Source organism: Klebsiella sp. LTGPAF-6F (genome assembly GCF_001753185.1).
In the GTDB taxonomy this organism is placed as follows: Bacteria; Pseudomonadota; Gammaproteobacteria; order Enterobacterales; family Enterobacteriaceae; genus Klebsiella; species Klebsiella michiganensis.
The window spans coordinates 6,132,197-6,150,746 of sequence record NZ_CP017450.1 but is presented as its reverse complement, the minus strand read 5'-3'; the positions used below and the strand labels follow the sequence as shown (position 1 = coordinate 6,150,746).

Below are 18,550 nucleotides of genomic sequence, written 5' to 3'. Positions count from 1 at the left end.
CCCGAAACTGAAGAGTAACTTATGGCTGCAACCAAGCCGGCATTTAACCCTCCGGGGAAAAAGGGTGACATAATTTTCAGCGTGCTGGTAAAACTGGCGGCGCTGATTGTGCTATTGATGCTTGGCGGCATCATCGTCTCCCTTATCATCTCGTCCTGGCCAAGCATTGAGAAATTTGGCTTTGCCTTTCTGTGGACCAAAGAGTGGGATGCACCGAACCAGATTTTCGGCGCCCTGGTACCCATTTACGGGACGCTGGTCACCTCATTTATCGCGCTGCTGATCGCCGTACCGGTGAGCTTCGGTATCGCGCTGTTCCTGACGGAACTGTCACCCGCCTGGCTGAAGCGTCCGCTGGGTATCGCTATTGAGCTGCTGGCCGCGATCCCCAGTATCGTTTACGGCATGTGGGGCCTGTTTATTTTCGCCCCGCTGTTTGCGACCTATTTTCAGGAGCCGGTTGGCAACGTTCTGTCGACCATTCCGTTCGTTGGCGCGCTCTTTGCGGGCCCGGCATTTGGTATCGGTATTCTGGCGGCGGGCGTGATTCTGGCCATCATGATCATTCCTTACATCGCGGCCGTTATGCGTGACGTCTTTGAACAGACGCCGGTGATGATGAAAGAGTCCGCCTACGGTATCGGCTGCACAACGTGGGAAGTTATCTGGCGTATCGTTCTGCCTTTCACCAAAAACGGCGTGATCGGCGGGGTAATGCTCGGTCTGGGGCGCGCGCTGGGGGAAACCATGGCGGTGACCTTTATTATCGGCAACACCTACCAGCTTGATAGCGCTTCGTTATATATGCCGGGCAACAGCATCACCTCCGCGCTGGCGAATGAGTTTGCCGAAGCGGAAACCGGACTGCACGTTGCCGCATTGATGGAGCTGGGCCTGATTCTGTTCGTTATCACCTTTATTGTTCTGGCCGCATCGAAGTTTATGATCATGCGCCTGGCTAAGAATGAGGGGGCTCGCTAATGGCGACGATTGAATTACAAACCACCGCGGAGCTGGCGGAATCCCGTCGCAAAATGCAGGCAAAACGCCGCATGAAAAACCGTCTCGCCCTGACGCTATCGATGGCGACCATGGCGTTTGGTCTGTTCTGGCTGATCTGGATCCTGATGTCCACCGTCACCCGCGGCATCGACGGCATGAGCCTGGCGCTGTTTACTGAAATGACGCCGCCGCCAAATACGGCGGGCGGTGGTCTGGCAAACGCCCTGGCGGGCAGCGGATTGCTGATCCTCTGGTCGACGGTTATCGGTACCCCGCTGGGGATTCTGGCGGGGATTTATCTGGCGGAATATGGCCGTAAATCCTTGCTGGCCGAAGTGATTCGTTTTATTAACGATATCCTGCTTTCCGCGCCGTCGATTGTCGTCGGTCTGTTTGTTTACACCATCGTCGTTGCGCAGATGCAGCACTTTTCCGGCTGGGCGGGCGTGATAGCGCTGGCGCTGCTGCAGGTGCCTATCGTTATTCGTACCACTGAAAACATGCTGAAGCTGGTTCCGGACAGCCTGCGTGAGGCGGCATATGCGTTGGGTACGCCGAAGTGGCGCATGATCTCTGCGATCACCCTGAAAGCATCGGTATCGGGCATTATGACCGGTATTCTGCTGGCCATCGCCCGTATCGCCGGGGAAACGGCGCCGCTGCTGTTTACCGCGCTCTCCAACCAGTTCTGGAGCACCGACATGATGCAGCCGATTGCGAACCTGCCGGTGACGATTTTCAAATTTGCCATGAGTCCCTTTGCGGAGTGGCAGCAACTGGCATGGGCCGGGGTCTTGATTATCACCCTGTGCGTATTGCTGCTGAACGTTCTGGCGCGCGTTGTTTTCGCGAAGAATAAACACGGTTAATTTTTGCGGCGCGGCGAAACGCGGCGCCGAATGAGGAAAAGAACGAGATGAGTATGGTGAATGCGACCCCGGGTAAACTTTCAGTTCGTAACCTGAATTTCTACTACGGAAAATTCCATGCCCTGAAAAACATCAACCTGGATATTACCAAAAACCAGGTTACGGCGTTTATCGGACCGTCAGGCTGCGGTAAATCCACGCTGCTGCGTACGTTCAACAAAATGTTTGAGCTGTACCCGGAGCAGCGTGCGGAAGGCGAAATTCTGCTCGATGGCGATAATATTCTGACCAACACCCAGGATATCGCCCTGCTGCGCGCCAAAGTGGGGATGGTGTTCCAGAAGCCGACGCCGTTCCCGATGTCGATTTATGACAACATCGCCTTTGGCGTGCGCCTGTTTGAGAAGCTTTCCCGCACGGATATGGATGAGCGCGTGCAGTGGGCATTGACCAAAGCCGCATTGTGGAATGAAACCAAAGATAAACTGCATCAGAGCGGATATTCTCTCTCCGGTGGCCAGCAGCAGCGTCTGTGCATCGCGCGCGGTATCGCTATTCGTCCGGAAGTTCTGCTGCTGGATGAGCCCTGCTCGGCGCTGGACCCGATCTCTACCGGGCGTATTGAAGAGCTGATCACTGAACTGAAACAGGATTATACCGTCGTTATCGTGACCCACAACATGCAGCAGGCCGCGCGTTGCTCCGACCATACGGCATTTATGTATCTTGGCGAGCTGATTGAATTCAGCAACACGGACGATCTGTTTACCAAGCCCGCTAAGAAGCAAACTGAAGATTATATTACTGGCCGCTACGGTTGATTGCCCTTCTGCTACCAGGCTCTAACCTATTGGGCAATCAGGAGATACTATGGATAACCTAAATCTTAACAAACATATTTCCGGCCAGTTCAATGCTGAACTGGAGTACATCCGCACCCAGGTCATGACCATGGGTGGGCTGGTGGAGCAGCAGCTTTCTGATGCGATCACCGCGATGCATAACCAGGACAGCGAACTGGCAAAGCGCGTTATTGACGGCGACAAGCAGGTCAATATGATGGAAGTGGCGATCGATGAGGCCTGCGTGCGCATTATCGCCAAGCGTCAGCCGACCGCCAGCGACCTGCGTCTGGTGATGGCGATTATTAAAACCATCGCCGAGCTGGAACGCATCGGCGACGTCGCGGATAAAATCTGCCGCACCGCGCTGGAAAAATTCTCCCAGCAGCATCAGCCGCTGCTGGTGAGCCTGGAATCGCTGGGGCGCCACACCGTGCAGATGCTGCATGATGTGCTGGACGCCTTTGCGCGTATGGACCTTGATGAAGCGGTGCGTATTTATCGCGAAGATAAGAAAGTCGACCAGGAATATGAAGGCATCGTGCGCCAGCTGATGACCTATATGATGGAAGATTCGCGCACCATTCCAAGCGTCCTGACCGCCCTGTTCTGCGCCCGCTCGATTGAGCGTATCGGCGACCGTTGTCAGAACATCTGCGAATATATTTTCTACTTCGTCAAAGGTCAGGATTTCCGTCACGTTGGCGGCGACGAGCTGGATAAACTGCTGGCCGGGAAAGATCCTAAAGAGTAATAAATCACAGAGACTAATTCTGATAAAGGATTTATCAGAATTAGTTATGATTAATGTTACTCCTGTTTTTAATTAACAAAATTGGTGCGATTGTCGTCACAAATAATAATTTCATCAATTGTGGTTTGATTTTAATAGCGTAACAATGCGGTACATTAATCGGGTGACTTGTTGCGGCAAGGCTCGAATAAAACTCTGGATTGTTACTGCGCAAGCAGGCAAAACCTGACATCACCGTTAACCTGGTGATGTCAGGTTTTTTTTTGCCAGATAATCCGCCATTAGCCGATGAAAGGGATTGTTACCGCTGCGCGGGCAAAACCTGAAGCAAGCCTCCTCTGTTTTCTGCAGGGGGATTGCTTCAGGTTTTTTTTTGATTTGATGCAAGGCTGTTTGTGGGTAAACCAGGATGGTATTAACCGAATAAATAATAGTGCTGGTTTTAATAACGTTCTTTTTTCCTTAAGGGGAAGCACCTTTTCGGTAACAAGCTTTATTCGATAGAAAAATAAAAATACGCCTTCGCGTTAGTTGACATTTTATCGCGATATTCAGTTGCACCTGTTTTTATATAAAGGGAACTTATGTTTAAAAGAAATCTGATTACCTCGGCCATACTTATTATGGCGCCGCTCGCTTATACAACCCATGCTATGGCGGAATCGCTAACCGTTGAACAGCGTCTTGAGCTTCTGGAGAAGGCGCTTAAGGATACGCAGAGCGAACTAAAAAAATATCAAGATGAAGAGAAGGCCAGAAATCGACTCTGGGTTGCCAGTACGCAGCCTGGCGCACCTGAGCAGAGTGCGTCCGCGCAGGTTGTCAGCGCACCCGCACCGGCCGGCGGCGCTGCAAAACCGGCAGCGGTTCTGGTGAAAAACGAACAGCCCGCGGCTAACGGCGAGTCCATTTATAGTTCGATGACAATGAAGGATTTCAGCAAGTTTGTGAAGGATGAAATTGGCTTCAGCTATAACGGCTATTACCGTTCCGGCTGGGGGACCGCATCCCATGGTTCACCTAAGTCCTGGGCGATTGGCTCGCTGGGTCGCTTTGGTAATGAATATTCGGGCTGGTTTGATTTACAACTTAAGCAGCGGGTCTATCAGGAAGGCAATAAGCGGGTTGATGCGATCGTGATGCTTGACGGCAACGTCGGGCAGCAGTATTCCTCCGGCTGGTTTGGCGATAACGCTGGCGGCGAGAACTATATGCAGTTCTCTGATATGTACGTCAACACCAAAGGTTTCCTGCCATTCGCGCCGGAAGCGGATTTCTGGGTGGGTAAGCACGGTGCGCCGAAAATTGAAATCCAGATGCTGGACTGGAAAACGCAAAGAACCGATGCCGCAGCCGGCGTTGGCCTTGAAAACTGGAAAGTGGGCGCGGGTAAATTTGATATCGCGCTGGTGCGCGAGGATGTTGATGACTACAACCGTACGTTGACCAAAAGCCAGCAAATTAACACCAATACTATTGATATTCGTTATAAAGAGATCCCGCTTTGGGATAAGGCGTCATTGATGGTCAGCGGCCGGTATGTCGCGGCAAATCAGAGCTCATCCGAGAAATATAATGAATGTAATAATGGATATTATGAATGGAAAGATACCTGGATGGCGGGGACGTCGTTAACGCAGAAATTTGATAACGGCGGATTTAACGAATTTTCCTTCCTGCTGGCAAATAACTCCATCGCCAGCAGCTTCTCGCGCTACGCGGGATCCAGCCCGTATACCACATTCAACGGCAGATACTATGGCGATCATACCAACGGCACCGCCGTTCGCTTGACCTCGCAGGGGGAAACCTATTTGAGTGATGACATCATTATGGCGAACGCCATCGTTTACTCCTTTGGTAATGATGTCTACAGCTACGAGACCGGCGCGCACTCCGATTTTGAGTCTCTTCGCGCCGTCGTGCGCCCGGCCTGGATCTGGGATAAATATAATCAGACCGGCGTTGAATTGGGCTATTTCAAGCAGCAGAACAAAGATAGTACCGGCAAGAAATATAACGAATCCGGCTACAAAACTACCCTGTTCCATACCTTTAAAGTGAATACCAGTATGCTGACCTCCCGCCCGGAAATTCGTTTCTATGCGACTTATATTAAAGCGAAGGATATCGACCTGGATAAGGCGGCTAACAGCAATACCAGCAGCATTTTTGAAGATGGTAAGAACGATCAGTTTGCCGTTGGCGCTCAGGCTGAAATCTGGTGGTAAGGCTGGCAACGGTCAGGACAAAATTCTAAAGAGGATTAACGATGAAACGACATGCTATTTACTTCGCTCTGGCGCTGGCGGGCGCGGCGTTTACCGCTCATGCCGCGCCGTTTCCGGCCACGCCGAGCGCGGCGATCCCGGTCAGCCAGTATATTACCCAGGTTAACGCCGATAAGAGTATCACCTTCCGCCTGTTTGCCCCGGATGCAAAACGGGTGTCCGTGGTAACGGGGGCAACGCCGGATACCTTTGTCTCGCATGATATGAGTAAAGATGAGCAGGGGGTCTGGACATGGAAAAGCGATGCGCTGGCTCCCAATCTCTACGAATACTATTTTGATGTCGACGGATTCCGTTCCGTCGATACCGGTAGCCGCTATCAGAAGCCACAGCGTCAGGTGAATACCAGCCTGATCCTGGTCCCCGGCAGCATCCTTGACGATCGCGCGGTCGCTCACGGCGAGCTACGAACCCTGACCTATCATTCAAAGGCGCTGAACGCTGAGCGTCGCGTCTACGTGTGGACGCCGCCAGGCTATACCGGTACCGGCGAACCGCTGCCGGTGCTCTATTTCTATCACGGTTTTGGCGACAGCGGACTGTCGGCCATCGACCAGGGCCGTATTCCGCAAATCATGGATAACCTGCTGGCGGAAGGCAAAATCAAGCCCATGCTGGTGGTGGTGCCGGATACCGAAACCGATATTCCTGACGCGGTTGCGGAAAACTTCCCGCCGCAGGAGCGGCGTAAAACCTTCTATCCGCTGAATGCGAAAGCGGCTGATAAAGAGCTGATGAACGATATTATTCCGCTGATTGATGCGCGCTTTAACGTGCGTAAAGACGCGGACGGCCGGGCGCTTGCCGGGCTGTCGCAGGGCGGTTATCAGGCGCTGGTCTCCGGAATGAACCATCTGGAGAGCTTCGGCTGGCTGGCGACGTTCAGCGGCGTAACGACAACCACGGTACCGGATGCCGGCGTCGAGGCGCAGCTACACAACCCACAGGCGATCAACAAGCAGCTGCGTAACTTTACCGTCGTCGTGGGCGAGAAAGACGTGGTTACCGGCAAGGATATCGCCGGGCTGAAAGCGGAGCTGGAGAAGCAGAAAATCAACTTTGATTACCATGAGTATCCGGGCCTGAACCATGAAATGGACGTCTGGCGTCCCGCCTACGCCGAATTTGTACAGAAGTTGTTCAAATAACATGAAGGAGCCAGTTCGCTGGCTCCTTATCTTCAATACCTTGAGGGAGACAATATGAAATTAATCGTGACGGAAGATTATGCCGAGATGAGCCTGGTCGCCAGCCATCACGTTCTGGGCTACATCACCGCGCCGCGCAGGGTGAACCTGGCGGTAACGGCAGGAAGTACGCCGAAGAAAATGTATGAACATCTGACGGACGCGGTTAAAGGTAAATCGTTCTATTCTCAGGTCCATTATTACAACTTTGACGAGATTCCGTTCCGCGGACAGGATCGTGAAGGCGTGACCATTTCTAATCTGCGCAGCCTGTTTTTCACCCCCGCGCAAATCCCTGAAGAGAATATCCACCCGCTCAGCCATGAAAACTTCAGGCATCACGACCAGCGGTTACAGGACGAAGGGGGCCTCGATCTGATAGTGATGGGCCTCGGCGCTGACGGCCATTTTTGCGGTAATTTGCCGAATACCACGCGCTTCCACGATGCGACGGTGGAAGTCCCTATCGTCGGCGATATGGTGGATCTTGTCGCTCACGGCGAGATGGGCGGCGACTTCTCTGCGGTGCCGGATAGCTACGTCACGATGGGGCCAAAAAGCGTCATGGCGGCGAAAAACCTGCTGCTTATCGTCAGCGGCGCGGCAAAAGCGCAGGCGCTAAGGCAGGTGATTGAAGGCGAAGTCAGCGAGCGGGTTCCGGCTTCGGTGTTGAAATTACATCCTTCCCTGGTGATTGTGGCTGATAAAGCGGCGGCTGCGGAATTGAGTCAACCGTAATCCACTTTCAGCGTAGCGCAGGCGGGACGCGCCCTGATAGCGCTACGCTCCAGGTTTATCGCGTTATATTCCAGCCGCGCGCCTGCCATAACTCAGGTAGCTCTTCGAGGCGGGTAAACGTCGTCACTTTCGGATGTTCGATCGGCTTATTATGCGGATCGGCGCAGAAGTAGAACACTTCCATGCCGGCGGCGATCCCCGACTGCGCGCCTGCGCTGGAGTCGTCGACAAGAATGCAGTTCTCGACGTTAACGTTCATCGCTTTTGCGGCATGCAGCATCAGGGCCGGATCGGGCTTCCAGCGCTGGATATCGTAGCCGCTGTACAGACGCTCCGGGAAATGGTGCAGCATTGCGGTTTTACCGAGAGAGTGCTGCATTTTGCTCACCGGGCCGTTGGAGACCACGCACATCGGCACGTTGACCGCGTCCAGCAGCGCCTGTGCGCCAGAAATGACTTCCAGTTCAGTATCAAACAGGCGCGCGACTTCATCGCGGTACACCGGCTCAAGGGTCGCCTTGTCCAGATTAACGCCGTACTCCGCGTTAATGGTGTCGATAATCTCGTACAGCTTGACGCCTTTGAAGCGCTTAAAAATCTCGTCTAAATCCAGCGTAATGCCGAATTCCCTGAACATGTGAACGTAGGCGCGGGAGCAGATCACCTCGCTGTCGACCAGCGTGCCGTCACAGTCGAAAAATACTGCTTCTGGTTGGGTCATGTCGTTTCCATTTTAATAAGTTAACGTTTTCGTCTTGCTGATTAGTGAGACGCAATCGTTGCCGTATAAGCAAAATCGATGAAAAAAAGTATCTCACAACCGCCCTTATTGTCGCATTTTGGTATAGGATAGCGACGAATTTTCCCTCCTTTGTTCGGAAACCGATAATGAGTCAACAACAAACCAGCCAGTCATCTGGCCCGGGTCTGCTGGAGCGCGTGTTCAAACTACGTGAACACGGCACGACGGCACGCACCGAAGCGATTGCAGGTTTCACCACTTTTCTGACAATGGTGTACATCGTTTTTGTTAACCCACAGATCCTCGGCGTGGCGGGTATGGATACCAGCGCCGTGTTCGTCACAACCTGTCTGATCGCCGCGTTCGGCAGCATCATGATGGGCCTGTTCGCTAACCTTCCGGTGGCCCTGGCGCCGGCGATGGGACTGAACGCCTTCTTTGCGTTTGTCGTGGTACAGGCAATGGGCCTGCCGTGGCAGGTCGGGATGGGCGCGATTTTCTGGGGGGCGGTTGGCCTGCTACTGTTGACGATTTTCCGCGTACGCTACTGGATGATCGCCAATATCCCGGTTAGCCTGCGTATCGGTATCACCAGCGGTATTGGCCTGTTCATCGGTATGATGGGCCTGAAGAACGCCGGCGTGATCGTCGCCAACCCGGAAACCCTGGTGAGCATCGGCAACCTGACGTCCCACAGCGTACTGCTGGGCATTCTTGGCTTCTTTATTATTGCGATTCTGGCTTCCCGCAACATCCACGCCGCGGTGCTGGTTTCTATCGTGGTTACCACGCTGCTGGGCTGGCTGCTGGGCGACGTTCACTACACCGGCATCGTATCCATGCCGCCGAGCGTCACGACGGTCATTGGGCATGTTGACCTGGCAGGCTCGCTGAATCTCGGCCTGGCGGGCGTGATCTTCTCGTTTATGCTGGTGAACCTGTTCGACTCCTCCGGCACCCTGATCGGCGTGACCGATAAAGCCGGTCTGGCCGATGCGCAGGGCAAGTTCCCGCGGATGAAGCAGGCGCTGTTTGTCGATAGCGTCTCGTCCGTTGCGGGCTCCTTTATCGGCACCTCTTCCGTAACCGCCTATATTGAATCTTCCTCGGGCGTTTCCGTAGGCGGACGTACCGGCTTAACCGCCGTGGTCGTTGGTCTCTTGTTCCTGCTGGTGATCTTCCTGTCACCGCTGGCGGGTATGGTCCCGGCCTATGCCGCAGCCGGCGCGCTGATTTACGTTGGCGTCCTGATGACCTCCAGCCTGGCGCGCGTGAAGTGGGATGATTTAACCGAATCAGTGCCGGCGTTTATTACCGCCGTGATGATGCCGTTTAGCTTCTCCATTACGGAAGGTATTGCCTTAGGCTTTATCTCTTACTGCGTAATGAAGATCGGTACCGGTCGACTGCGCGACCTCAGCCCATGCGTGATTGTGGTTTCGCTGCTGTTTGTGCTGAAAATTGTATTTATTGACGCGCATTAATACCCGCGCCGTCACACTCAGCCGTTCTGGCGAGAGTGACGGCGTCTATCAGGCTTTAACCCGCTGAATATATTCGGCAAAAGCGCTAAGCTGTCCGGACAGATGGTCGAGTGTACTCTGATCGACGACTTTCCCCTCCTGCGGATCCACTTTGTTCTGAATCACGCCGCCCATAAATTCGGGCTTATTCATCACCATGGCGTCGAGGAATACCAGAATCTGACGCAGATGATACTGACAGCGCGCACCGCCAATAGCCCCCATTGAACTGGTTTGAATCAGTACCGGCTTACCGGCCAGCGGCTGTTCCGGCAGGCGAGACAGCCAGTCAATGGCGTTTTTCAGACCGCCGGGAACCGAGTAGTTATATTCCGGCGTAACGATAACCACACCATCAGCCTCGCGAATTTGCTGAGCGATATCCTGAACGCTTTGTGGAAATCCCTCTTCCTGCTGGACGTCGGCATCATAGAGAGGAATATCGCCAATGGACGGTAACGCGGAAACCGCCATTCCTGCGGGTGCGATGCCGGGGAGGGTATGCGCGACCATGGCATTAAAAGAGCCTTTGCGCAGACTTCCGAGTAACGTAACAACTTTCAACGTATCAGACATGATTGCTCCTTTGCATCATGATGGCCGGGTTATCCGGTCAGTTGAGGGAGAAGGCTTTTTCTACCGGTAAATGAGTGAAACGCATCAGCCGGGCGGACGGCTCTTTGGCGCGAGCCTGCGCGTCGGGCAGGCTGCGCCAGCCCTCTTTACCATTATATTCCCAGACTTTCAGCTGGCCGATATCCGGACTGGCGGCGATGGACCAGACCAGCACCGTTTCGGCATCGCACACCGCTTCGATTGACTGCGTCCCGCTTGTCCGTAATCGTCCGGAGCCCGGAAGAAGCTGGAGGTTAACGGCGTTTTCACCGGTCAGTTTCATGACGCTTTTGCGGAGTGCGTCAAGCTGAGCGCGCGCTTCATCAGGATCGTGCTGGTTGCTAATCCATACCCGCTCATTACTGTTAAAGACGTAGCGGTCGGCGTCGGGCGAGGCATGTAAACTGCGGGAGGCGTGCGGTAATTCCATATCCAGGCCGCAATCACCTTCGGTGGATAACGCGACGCCGACAATATTCCCGGCATAGGAGATGGAAAAACGCGGGAGATTTTCGTCGCGGAAAGCGGGTTTTCCATTCTCTTCGTCAATAATTTCAGGAAGTTCGCTGATGCCGTACAGCATAAAGAGGAGTTCTGCGAGGAGTGACCGTGATGCGCGATAGCGGCTTTGTCGGTACTCAGGCAGGCGGCTGGCGGATTGATGACAGGCCGCTGACAGGCGTGTTGATAGCGGTTCCCGGGTGTTGAGTATCCCTCTTGCAAAATGCGTTGCCATTCGTCGCTCCGTGATTAATGGTCAATGATAAAAATTGCGAATTATATTATCGCTCAGAATTGCCAGGTTTTTATGCGGAAATCACTCCTTGCGCAATAAATTGCATAAATTTTACAATTTATTGCGCAAGACGGGCTAATCCAACGCTAGAGCGGTTCAACATAGAGCTGCCTGAGCGTTTCTCGCAGCCAGACGATCTTCGGATTGTAGCTGTTGCGCTTATGCCACAGGAGGGTGAAGGGAACGCGTATTTTCTCCAGCTGGGACGGCTCCAGCGGCAACGGGAGTGAAACCAGCGGCAGATGGTGCTGTTGATTGTAACGCTGGCAATAGCGCGGGGCGGTGGCCAACATCGTATGATGAGGCTGGGCCGCCATAAACAGCGACTGCTCAAAACCCGGAACGGTCAACGCCACGGTGCGTTTATGCCCCAGATCGTGCAGAACATCATCCAGCGCCCAGGTATCGCTTTGTTCCCAACAGATATTGATATGCGGATAACGCAGGAAAGTGTCCAGATCCCACTCTTCGTTCAGCGCGGGATGATCGGCGCGCAGCCATACCTGCGGGAGATCGGTAAACAGGATTTCAAAATCGATATACCAGGGCAGCAGGCTGAGCTGTTCACGGGAGCGAGGATGGGTTTCCCGGCCGCAAAAACCGATGTCGACTTCACCGCGAATAATCGCATCCAGCGAATCATAATCCCAGTTACGCAGGCGGATCAGCGCCTGCGGATAGCGCTGGTAGATCCGCTGCGAAAGCGTATTCAGCAGGATCATCAGCAGCGGCGACTCTGCCGCCAGCTCAAACTTTAACCCGCTCGGCATGGTGTGATGAGGCTTATCGAGGATCTGATTACCCATCTGCATCCAGTCCGCCAGATCCTGCTCCATACTGCTCATCAGCGGCGTGGGTGACAGTCCCAGAGGCGTTTTGACAAACAGCGGATCGTCAAACCAGACGCGCAGTTTAGCCAGCGATTTACTCACCGCCGACGGCGAAACGTTCATCCGCTTCGCCGTGCGGGTGACGCTGAGCTCCTGGGTTAAGAGCTGCAGGCACAGCAGCAGGTTAAGATCGAGACTCGACAGGGGTTTCTTCATAGCGTTGCGCGGCCCGCGCCGGAGAGGTGACCATAATCAGAACAATGCTCACTATGCTACAGGCAATAAGTATCCCGATCAGCATATTCATCGCGCTGAGTCCGATGATAGCCGCCAGCCAAATCCACAGTGAAGAGCCGCAGACCTGAGCAATTCCCAAAACAGAACTCGCCACGCCGGCGCGCAGGGTGAATGGCCCAAGGGCCTGACTCATTGCTACGCCAAAGCCGGCGGAGAACCCGGCGCAAATCAGCCCCAGACCCAGCATCGTCATCGTCTGGCTGGTGGAGAGGCTCAGCAGCACGCCGGCGATAAAGAACAGCACCTGCGAGGTCAGCATCAGGGTGCGGGGCTTAAATAGCGTCAAAGCGAACGGCGTTGAGAACGACACCACCATGCTAACAAGCGCCATTAGCGCCATCGCCATGGAATAGGTGCCGCGATCGAAGCCCATCACTTCCATCATGAGCACCGGGGAGACGTTAACGTAAGTCAGGATAGCCGTCACGCTCAGGGTGGTTATGATTATTCGGCTGAGAAAAAAGCGGTTAAGCAGCGACTCGGGGACATTATTTTGCTGCATCGCCGCATGTGGCGCGGCTGTGGGGCGCGTTTCCCGCAAGATAAAGACCGAGAGCAGTCCCACCAGAACGCCCATGCCTGTCATGGTATAGAACAGGCTCTGCCACGGGTATTTCAGCATAATCAGGTGGCCGAGTACCGGCGCCAGAACCGGAATAATGCAGGTGATACCGTTAAGGAGGGAAAGTACCTTCGCCCGGCGGCGATCGTCGAGGGTATCGCGCAGCACCGCAAAGGCGACGACGTAGCAGCTGCCCGCGCCAATCCCCTGAATAAAACGCCCAGCCAGGAAGTGGGCGCTGACCTGCGCCTGCGAGCAGAGAAGGGAGGCCAGTATGAAGACCACGGCACCGAAAATCGCCACCGGCTTGCGCCCTGATTTATCGGCGATACGACCCGCAAACAGCATCGCCGCGGCCATTCCCGCCAGATAAACCGAAAAGGCGATATGCAGCTGCGCTTCACTGGCCCCCAGATCCTGCGCAATGCGCGGCAGACCGACCAGATACATATCGATGCCGGATGGATAAAGCAGAACCAGCGCAAAACTGCAGATAAGAAAGCGTGCCATAGAACCCCTCGCATAAGAATGCCGTACAGAATAGTGGGGTTCGTGCGGGAGTACGAGTTGCCATTTGGACAACAACGATTTCCCGGGAGGAAAAACGGTTGAAAGATGTGCGGAGATAATTTAATTATTTGTTTTTATATCGCTTTTTGATATTTCCAATCAAGCGATCGCGTCCCGCATTATTTCCAGATCTTGGCCATACCTTCACTTTCTGGCCTGACGCTGGAAAACCCAAATTTGGCGTACAGTTCGGGAACATCCGCCACCAGCGAGACGTATGCCCCTTTAACCGCGTTTTCATCCAGCCAGGCGACGATTTTCTGCATGATCTGGCGACCGAGACCTTTTCCCTGATGGGCCGGGTCCACGGCGACGTCGACGATTTCAAAGTTCAGCGCGCCGTCGCCGACGATGCGTCCCATACCAACGGGCACGCCCGCATAGAGGACATGCACGCCGTAGCAGCTACGCGGCAGACCCGCTCGGGCGCCTTCCAGCGGGCGCGGCGACATACCTGATATGACGCGCAGGCGACAAAAATCTTCCGCCGAAGGGACGGTATCAATAAAGGTGTAATCAGCCATCATTGTCGTATCCGGTAAGTGGGGGTACCGATAAGGGTAATAGACAAAGCGATACGCCGTGAAGACGCTAAAAGAAAATAATTAACCCGCTTTAACAGGACGTTAAGGCGGGTTAGTCAATGCTCACATACTGAGCTTATTTACCGATACAGAAACTTGAGAAAATGCGTCCCAGCAGGTCGTCGGAGGTAAACTCGCCGGTGATTTCGCTCAGGCTCTGCTGGGCCAGGCGCAGCTCTTCCGCCAGCAGCTCGCCAGCCCAGGCGCCCAGCAGCTGCGCTTTACCCTGCTGAAGATGCTCTGCGGCGTCGGACAGCGCCTGCAGATGGCGGCGGCGCGCCAGAAAGCCGCCTTCCATATTGGTTTCAAAGCCCATGCTCTGCTTGAGATGATTACGCAGCACGTCTACGCCCTCGCCGGTACGCGCCGAAAGGCGAACAAGTGAGTGGTCATTCACTTCGCTCATCCCCAGCGTTTCGCCGGTGATATCCGCCTTGTTGCGCACCACGGTAATCGGCAGGTTTTTCGGTAGACGGGCGATAAAATCTGGCCAGATATCTGCCGGATCGGTCGCATCGGTGGTGGTACCATCGACCATAAACAGCACGCGATCGGCTTGTTCAATCTCCTGCCAGGCGCGTTCGATGCCGATACGTTCGACCTCATCGTTCGCATCGCGCAGGCCGGCGGTATCAATGATGTGCAGCGGCATACCGTCGATATGGATATGCTCGCGCAGCACGTCGCGGGTGGTACCGGCAATATCGGTGACGATAGCCGCCTCCCGGCCCGCCAGCGCGTTCAGCAGGCTTGATTTCCCGGCGTTCGGCCGCCCGGCAATGACGACCTTCATCCCTTCGCGCAGCAGGCTGCCCTGGCGCGCTTCGGCGCGCACGGCGTCAAGATCGGCGATAACGTCGTTTAGCTGGGCTTCGATTTTGCCATCGGAGAGGAAGTCGATCTCCTCGTCCGGGAAATCAATGGCCGCTTCCACGTAGATGCGCAGGTGCGTCAGCGCTTCCACAAGATGGTTTACGCGAGTGGAGAATGCGCCCTGCAGCGAATTCAGCGCAGAACGCGCCGCCTGCTCGGAGCTGGCGTCGATCAGGTCGGCAATGGCTTCTGCCTGTGCCAGGTCGAGCTTGTCGTTTAAAAACGCGCGCTCGGAGAACTCGCCGGGCCTGGCGATGCGCACGCCCGGCAGCGTCAGAATGCGTTTCAGAAGCAGGTCGAGGATAACGGGGCCGCCGTGGCCCTGAAGCTCCAGCACGTCTTCGCCGGTAAAGGAGTTCGGGCCGGGGAACCACAGCGCAATCCCCTGATCCAGCGCGCTGCCGTCGCTGTCTTTAAACGGCAGGTAGTCGGCATAGCGCGGCTTCGGCAGCTTGCCCAGCACCGCCTGCGCAACGTCGCGCGCCTTCAGGCCAGAGATGCGCAGAATGCCCACACCACCGCGTCCCGGTGGGGTTGCCTGGGCGACGATAGTGTCGTTATGGCTCATGGTGACTCTCTATGTAGATGTAAAAAAGGCGGTCTAATGACCGCCTTCTCTGGCATTAACGTTACCGTAAATACTCAAAATAATTCAAGAGTATCAGGATTTTTTCTTCTCGCGGCTATGCAGGCCACGTTTCTCCAGACCACGGTAAATCAGCTGCTGCTGAATAATGGTGACCAGGTTGCTGACGATATAGTAAACCACCAGACCGGACGGGAACCACAGGAAGAACACCGTGAAGATGACCGGCATAAAGGTCATGATCTTCTGCTGCATCGGGTCGGTCACGGTGGTCGGAGACATCTTCTGGATGAAGAACATCGTCGCGCCCATGATGATCGGCAGGATGTAGTACGGGTCTTGCGCAGACAGGTCGTGGATCCACAGGATAAACGGCGCATGACGCAGTTCAACCGAGGCGCTCAGCATGTAGTACAGCGCAAGGAAGATTGGCATCTGGATAATCAGCGGGAAGCAGCCACCCAGCGGGTTAACCTTCTCAGCTTTATACAGGGCCATCATTTCCTGGCTTTGACGCTGCTTGTCGTCGCCCAGACGCTCGCGCATTGCCTGAATCTTCGGCTGCAGCATACGCATCTTCGCCATGGAGGTGTACTGCGCTTTAGTCAGCGGGTACATGATGCCACGAACGATAAAGGTGATGACGATGATGGAGAAGCCCCAGTTGCCCAGGAAGCTATGGATCCATTTCAGCAGTTTGAACAGCGGCTGAGAGATAAACCACAGCCAGCCGTAGTCGACGGTCAGGTCAAGATGCGGCGCAACGGCGGCCATTTTGTCCTGAATAGCCGGGCCGACCCACAGGGTGCTTTCCAGCTTATCGGTTTGACCCGGCTGCACCAGAACCGGCTGAGATTTGTAGCCGATTGCCACAATACCGTTGCCGAGATTCGCGGTGTAGAAGTTGTTAGTACCGGTGTTCTGCGGAACCCATGCGGTAGTAAAGTACTGCTGCAGCATGGCAACCCAGCCGTTTTTGGTGCTGACGTTCAGGTTTTCGTTATCGACGATAGTATCGAATTTGTATTTTTCGTACTTCGTTTCAGACGTTGAGTACGCCGCGCCACGGAAGGTGTGCATTGTCGTCAGACCGCCGGTCTGCGTGTCGCGATGCGTCGGCAGGTTGGCGGTTTGCTTCAGCTGGCCAAAGGTCGACAGTTCCAGCGGTTTTTCGCTGGCGTTCTGCACGCTATAGCCGACGTTCACCGCATATTCACCGCGCTTCAGGGTGAAAGTTTTGTTGAATACGTTGCCTGCTTTATCGGTGTACGTCAGAGGAATGACGATTTCGTTCTGGCCATCAGCCATCACAAACGCATCTTTATCGACGTTATACAACGGACGCGGTCCGTTAGCCGGGTTGTCCGGGCCATCACGACCGGTCAGGCCGCTCTGCGCCTGATAGGTAAACTGCGGCGTGGTTTCCAGAAGCTGGAACGGCTCAGTTGACTTCAGCTCTTTCGGATAATCCAGAAGCAGCGCTTGCTCAACATCACCACCGCGGGTGTTGATGGTCAGGTCAAGCACATCGGTTTTTACCGTAATCAGTTTCCCCTGGCCACTGGCCGGTACGCCCTGGTCGGCGGCGCTACCCGTTGCTGTGGTCGTTGTCTGCGTGGTCTGCTGCTGGGGTTGAGGATTGTTATCCTGCTCCCAGGCTTGCCAGATCATGAAAGACACGAACAACAAAGCGATGATAAGAAGATTGCGTTGCGAATCCATCGTTAGTGTTCTCTGGTATCAAATGGTCCAGGCGGGACGGGATCGTCACCACCAGGGTGTAAAGGGTGGCATTTTAATACGCGTTTCACCGTCAACCAACTGCCTTTTATCAATCCAAACCTGCGCAATGCCTCAATTCCGTATTGAGAACAGGTCGGCGTGAAACGACAGTGCGGCCCGAGTAGCGGACTAATCAGGCGCTGATAGACCCGAATCAGGCCTATCAGGACCCGCGAGCCAGGCGACAGTGGCGGCGCCATAATTTTTCCAACGCTTCCGAGAGAGCACGGTTATCGAGGTCGGCAACCCCTTTCTTCGCCACCACCACGAAATCCATTGGCGGGAGTTCATGTTGACGTAAACGGAAGCTTTCACGCGTCAGACGTTTAATCCGATTGCGTTCATGCGCGCGCTTGACGTTTTTCTTGGCGACGGTAAGACCGATGCGGGGATGCCCCAGCGAATTTTGGCGGCCGAGGATGGTGATTTGCGGCGTGCCAGCCCGTAATGGCTGCTGGAAGACGAAAGTGAAATGACTGGGAGTTAACAAGCGTAACTCCCTGGGAAATGCGAGCTTAACCACTCAGGGTTAGCTTTATTACTTGGAAACGGTCAGACGAGCGCGGCTTTTAGCACGACGACGTGCCAGAACCTGACGACCATTTTTAGTAGCCATACGAGCACGGAAGCCGTGAGAACGGTTGCGCTTCAGTACAGACGGTTGAAAAGTGCGTTTCATGGCGATTTCTACCTAAACTTGAATAATTTCACTGACTTTCGCGTAAATCCGAACGAATTTCGAACGGCCTACGCCTCAGCGTGGGTGATTAAAGAGGCCGGATTGTAATAATTGTACACTCCGGAGTCAATTCTCTTTCCTTATTTCTCGCACCTTGCCGCACAAAAAACAGGCGATGGCACGCTGCGGAAAACGGGCTTTACGCGCCGGGTGGTGGATTATACGACCTGGTGGATAAAGCGCAAGGATCGCAAAGGATCTTTGTTAGATCGATTAAGCCCAAAACCAGGATAGTTCATTAATTTTTCCAATATGCGGCTGAAATCGTGCCCCACTCCAGCCAGGATCGATTACACTTACCCAGCTTCGATCCTTCCTGTGGATAAATCGGGAAGAATCTGTTGAGAAACACAAGATCTCTTTCTCAG

20 protein-coding genes are annotated in these 18,550 nt (G+C 54.4%); 8 read left to right on the top strand and 12 right to left on the bottom strand.

The genetic code is table 11. The features are described 5' to 3' along the window. The first annotated feature begins 21 nt into the window (after window positions 1–21). The 7 genes from pstC (at window position 22) to BJF97_RS28795 (ending at window position 7,683) form a co-directional block, all read left to right on the top strand. The gene (gene pstC, locus BJF97_RS28825) at window positions 22–981 is read left to right on the top strand and encodes a phosphate ABC transporter permease PstC (RefSeq protein ID WP_004107261.1); all 960 of its coding nucleotides are present in this window, start codon (window positions 22–24) and stop codon (window positions 979–981) included. Beyond that, window positions 981–1,871 carry a phosphate ABC transporter permease PstA gene (gene pstA / locus BJF97_RS28820; RefSeq protein WP_032694282.1) on the top strand — a complete coding sequence of 297 codons (891 nt, stop codon included), beginning with the start codon at window positions 981–983 and terminating at the stop codon, window positions 1,869–1,871. Before pstC ends, pstA begins: the two co-directional genes overlap by 1 nt. 47 nt (window positions 1,872–1,918) lie before the next feature. Beyond that, on the top strand, window positions 1,919–2,692 hold the full coding sequence (gene pstB / locus BJF97_RS28815; protein ID WP_004855746.1) for a phosphate ABC transporter ATP-binding protein PstB: 774 nt from the start codon (window positions 1,919–1,921) through the stop codon (window positions 2,690–2,692). 49 nt (window positions 2,693–2,741) lie between these two features. Beyond that, on the top strand, window positions 2,742–3,467 hold the full coding sequence (gene phoU / locus BJF97_RS28810) for a phosphate signaling complex protein PhoU (protein ID WP_004107251.1): 726 nt from the start codon (window positions 2,742–2,744) through the stop codon (window positions 3,465–3,467). A gap of 584 nt (window positions 3,468–4,051) precedes the next feature. After that, window positions 4,052–5,698 carry a carbohydrate porin gene (locus tag BJF97_RS28805; RefSeq protein ID WP_014227345.1) on the top strand — a complete coding sequence of 549 codons (1,647 nt, stop codon included), beginning with the start codon at window positions 4,052–4,054 and terminating at the stop codon, window positions 5,696–5,698. A 41-nt stretch (window positions 5,699–5,739) separates the two neighbouring features. Further along, window positions 5,740–6,906, top strand: coding sequence for an alpha/beta hydrolase-fold protein (locus BJF97_RS28800; RefSeq protein WP_032694283.1), 1,167 nt, complete (start codon window positions 5,740–5,742; stop codon window positions 6,904–6,906). A 54-nt stretch (window positions 6,907–6,960) separates the two neighbouring features. Continuing rightward, window positions 6,961–7,683, top strand: coding sequence for a glucosamine-6-phosphate deaminase (locus BJF97_RS28795; protein WP_014227343.1), 723 nt, complete (start codon window positions 6,961–6,963; stop codon window positions 7,681–7,683). A 55-nt stretch (window positions 7,684–7,738) separates the two neighbouring features. Here the strand turns inward: BJF97_RS28795 and yieH are convergent, their stop codons facing one another. Next, window positions 7,739–8,404 carry a 6-phosphogluconate phosphatase gene (gene yieH, locus BJF97_RS28790; protein WP_014227342.1) on the bottom strand — a complete coding sequence of 222 codons (666 nt, stop codon included), beginning with the start codon at window positions 8,402–8,404 and terminating at the stop codon, window positions 7,739–7,741. Window positions 8,405–8,571: 167 nt separating this feature from the next. Here yieH and adeP point away from each other — a divergent pair, with 167 nt between their 5' ends. Further along, window positions 8,572–9,909, top strand: coding sequence for an adenine permease AdeP (gene adeP, locus BJF97_RS28785; protein ID WP_014839859.1), 1,338 nt, complete (start codon window positions 8,572–8,574; stop codon window positions 9,907–9,909). Between the two features lie 48 nt (window positions 9,910–9,957). On the opposite strand, the gene BJF97_RS28780 is transcribed toward adeP, so the two are convergent. From BJF97_RS28780 to BJF97_RS35735, 11 genes are all read right to left on the bottom strand, one after another. Next, window positions 9,958–10,524 carry an NADPH-dependent FMN reductase gene (locus tag BJF97_RS28780; protein WP_014839858.1) on the bottom strand — a complete coding sequence of 189 codons (567 nt, stop codon included), beginning with the start codon at window positions 10,522–10,524 and terminating at the stop codon, window positions 9,958–9,960. 37 nt (window positions 10,525–10,561) lie between these two features. Continuing rightward, a complete protein-coding gene (locus BJF97_RS28775) occupies window positions 10,562–11,299 on the bottom strand; it encodes a 4'-phosphopantetheinyl transferase family protein (RefSeq protein WP_014227339.1) in 738 nt (245 codons plus the stop codon). A gap of 146 nt (window positions 11,300–11,445) precedes the next feature. Beyond that, on the bottom strand, window positions 11,446–12,405 hold the full coding sequence (yidZ, locus tag BJF97_RS28770; RefSeq protein ID WP_014227338.1) for an HTH-type transcriptional regulator YidZ: 960 nt from the start codon (window positions 12,403–12,405) through the stop codon (window positions 11,446–11,448). Beyond that, window positions 12,374–13,558 (bottom strand): MFS transporter, encoded by a 1,185-nt coding sequence (locus tag BJF97_RS28765; RefSeq protein ID WP_032694284.1) that lies wholly within the window; start codon window positions 13,556–13,558, stop codon window positions 12,374–12,376. The genes yidZ and BJF97_RS28765 overlap by 32 nt, the downstream gene beginning before the upstream one ends. 179 nt (window positions 13,559–13,737) lie before the next feature. Then, window positions 13,738–14,145, bottom strand: coding sequence for a GNAT family N-acetyltransferase (locus BJF97_RS28760; protein ID WP_032694285.1), 408 nt, complete (start codon window positions 14,143–14,145; stop codon window positions 13,738–13,740). A gap of 133 nt (window positions 14,146–14,278) precedes the next feature. Beyond that, window positions 14,279–15,643, bottom strand: a complete 1,365-nt coding sequence (mnmE, locus tag BJF97_RS28755) for a tRNA uridine-5-carboxymethylaminomethyl(34) synthesis GTPase MnmE (RefSeq protein ID WP_032694286.1) — start codon at window positions 15,641–15,643, stop codon at window positions 14,279–14,281. Window positions 15,644–15,736: 93 nt separating this feature from the next. Then, window positions 15,737–17,383 (bottom strand): membrane protein insertase YidC, encoded by a 1,647-nt coding sequence (gene yidC / locus BJF97_RS28750; RefSeq protein WP_032694287.1) that lies wholly within the window; start codon window positions 17,381–17,383, stop codon window positions 15,737–15,739. A 2-nt stretch (window positions 17,384–17,385) separates the two neighbouring features. Further along, window positions 17,386–17,643 (bottom strand): membrane protein insertion efficiency factor YidD, encoded by a 258-nt coding sequence (gene yidD, locus BJF97_RS33225; RefSeq protein WP_004871831.1) that lies wholly within the window; start codon window positions 17,641–17,643, stop codon window positions 17,386–17,388. Beyond that, a complete protein-coding gene (rnpA, locus tag BJF97_RS28745; protein WP_004871829.1) occupies window positions 17,607–17,966 on the bottom strand; it encodes a ribonuclease P protein component in 360 nt (119 codons plus the stop codon). Before rnpA ends, yidD begins: the two co-directional genes overlap by 37 nt. 15 nt (window positions 17,967–17,981) lie before the next feature. Further along, window positions 17,982–18,122 (bottom strand): 50S ribosomal protein L34, encoded by a 141-nt coding sequence (rpmH, locus tag BJF97_RS33220; RefSeq protein ID WP_004871828.1) that lies wholly within the window; start codon window positions 18,120–18,122, stop codon window positions 17,982–17,984. A 218-nt stretch (window positions 18,123–18,340) separates the two neighbouring features. Continuing rightward, on the bottom strand, window positions 18,341–18,421 hold the full coding sequence (locus tag BJF97_RS35735; RefSeq protein ID WP_418271147.1) for a hypothetical protein: 81 nt from the start codon (window positions 18,419–18,421) through the stop codon (window positions 18,341–18,343). Window positions 18,422–18,550: the final 129 nt, after the last annotated feature.

What these genes read in the sequence shown, in the direction of transcription:
- pstC (WP_004107261.1), top strand. Translation starts at nt 22, where the DNA reads ATGGCTGCAACCAAGCCGGCATTTAACCCTCCGGGGAAAAAGGGTGAC.
- pstA (WP_032694282.1), top strand. Translation starts at nt 981, where the DNA reads ATGGCGACGATTGAATTACAAACCACCGCGGAGCTGGCGGAATCCCGT.
- pstB (WP_004855746.1), top strand. Translation starts at nt 1,919, where the DNA reads ATGAGTATGGTGAATGCGACCCCGGGTAAACTTTCAGTTCGTAACCTG.
- phoU (WP_004107251.1), top strand. Translation starts at nt 2,742, where the DNA reads ATGGATAACCTAAATCTTAACAAACATATTTCCGGCCAGTTCAATGCT.
- BJF97_RS28805 (WP_014227345.1), top strand. Translation starts at nt 4,052, where the DNA reads ATGTTTAAAAGAAATCTGATTACCTCGGCCATACTTATTATGGCGCCG.
- BJF97_RS28800 (WP_032694283.1), top strand. Translation starts at nt 5,740, where the DNA reads ATGAAACGACATGCTATTTACTTCGCTCTGGCGCTGGCGGGCGCGGCG.
- BJF97_RS28795 (WP_014227343.1), top strand. Translation starts at nt 6,961, where the DNA reads ATGAAATTAATCGTGACGGAAGATTATGCCGAGATGAGCCTGGTCGCC.
- yieH (WP_014227342.1), bottom strand. Translation starts at nt 8,404, where the DNA reads ATGACCCAACCAGAAGCAGTATTTTTCGACTGTGACGGCACGCTGGTC.
- adeP (WP_014839859.1), top strand. Translation starts at nt 8,572, where the DNA reads ATGAGTCAACAACAAACCAGCCAGTCATCTGGCCCGGGTCTGCTGGAG.
- BJF97_RS28780 (WP_014839858.1), bottom strand. Translation starts at nt 10,524, where the DNA reads ATGTCTGATACGTTGAAAGTTGTTACGTTACTCGGAAGTCTGCGCAAA.
- BJF97_RS28775 (WP_014227339.1), bottom strand. Translation starts at nt 11,299, where the DNA reads ATGGCAACGCATTTTGCAAGAGGGATACTCAACACCCGGGAACCGCTA.
- yidZ (WP_014227338.1), bottom strand. Translation starts at nt 12,405, where the DNA reads ATGAAGAAACCCCTGTCGAGTCTCGATCTTAACCTGCTGCTGTGCCTG.
- BJF97_RS28765 (WP_032694284.1), bottom strand. Translation starts at nt 13,558, where the DNA reads ATGGCACGCTTTCTTATCTGCAGTTTTGCGCTGGTTCTGCTTTATCCA.
- BJF97_RS28760 (WP_032694285.1), bottom strand. Translation starts at nt 14,145, where the DNA reads ATGATGGCTGATTACACCTTTATTGATACCGTCCCTTCGGCGGAAGAT.
- mnmE (WP_032694286.1), bottom strand. Translation starts at nt 15,643, where the DNA reads ATGAGCCATAACGACACTATCGTCGCCCAGGCAACCCCACCGGGACGC.
- yidC (WP_032694287.1), bottom strand. Translation starts at nt 17,383, where the DNA reads ATGGATTCGCAACGCAATCTTCTTATCATCGCTTTGTTGTTCGTGTCT.
- yidD (WP_004871831.1), bottom strand. Translation starts at nt 17,643, where the DNA reads ATGGCGCCGCCACTGTCGCCTGGCTCGCGGGTCCTGATAGGCCTGATT.
- rpmH (WP_004871828.1), bottom strand. Translation starts at nt 18,122, where the DNA reads ATGAAACGCACTTTTCAACCGTCTGTACTGAAGCGCAACCGTTCTCAC.
- BJF97_RS35735 (WP_418271147.1), bottom strand. Translation starts at nt 18,421, where the DNA reads ATGAACTATCCTGGTTTTGGGCTTAATCGATCTAACAAAGATCCTTTG.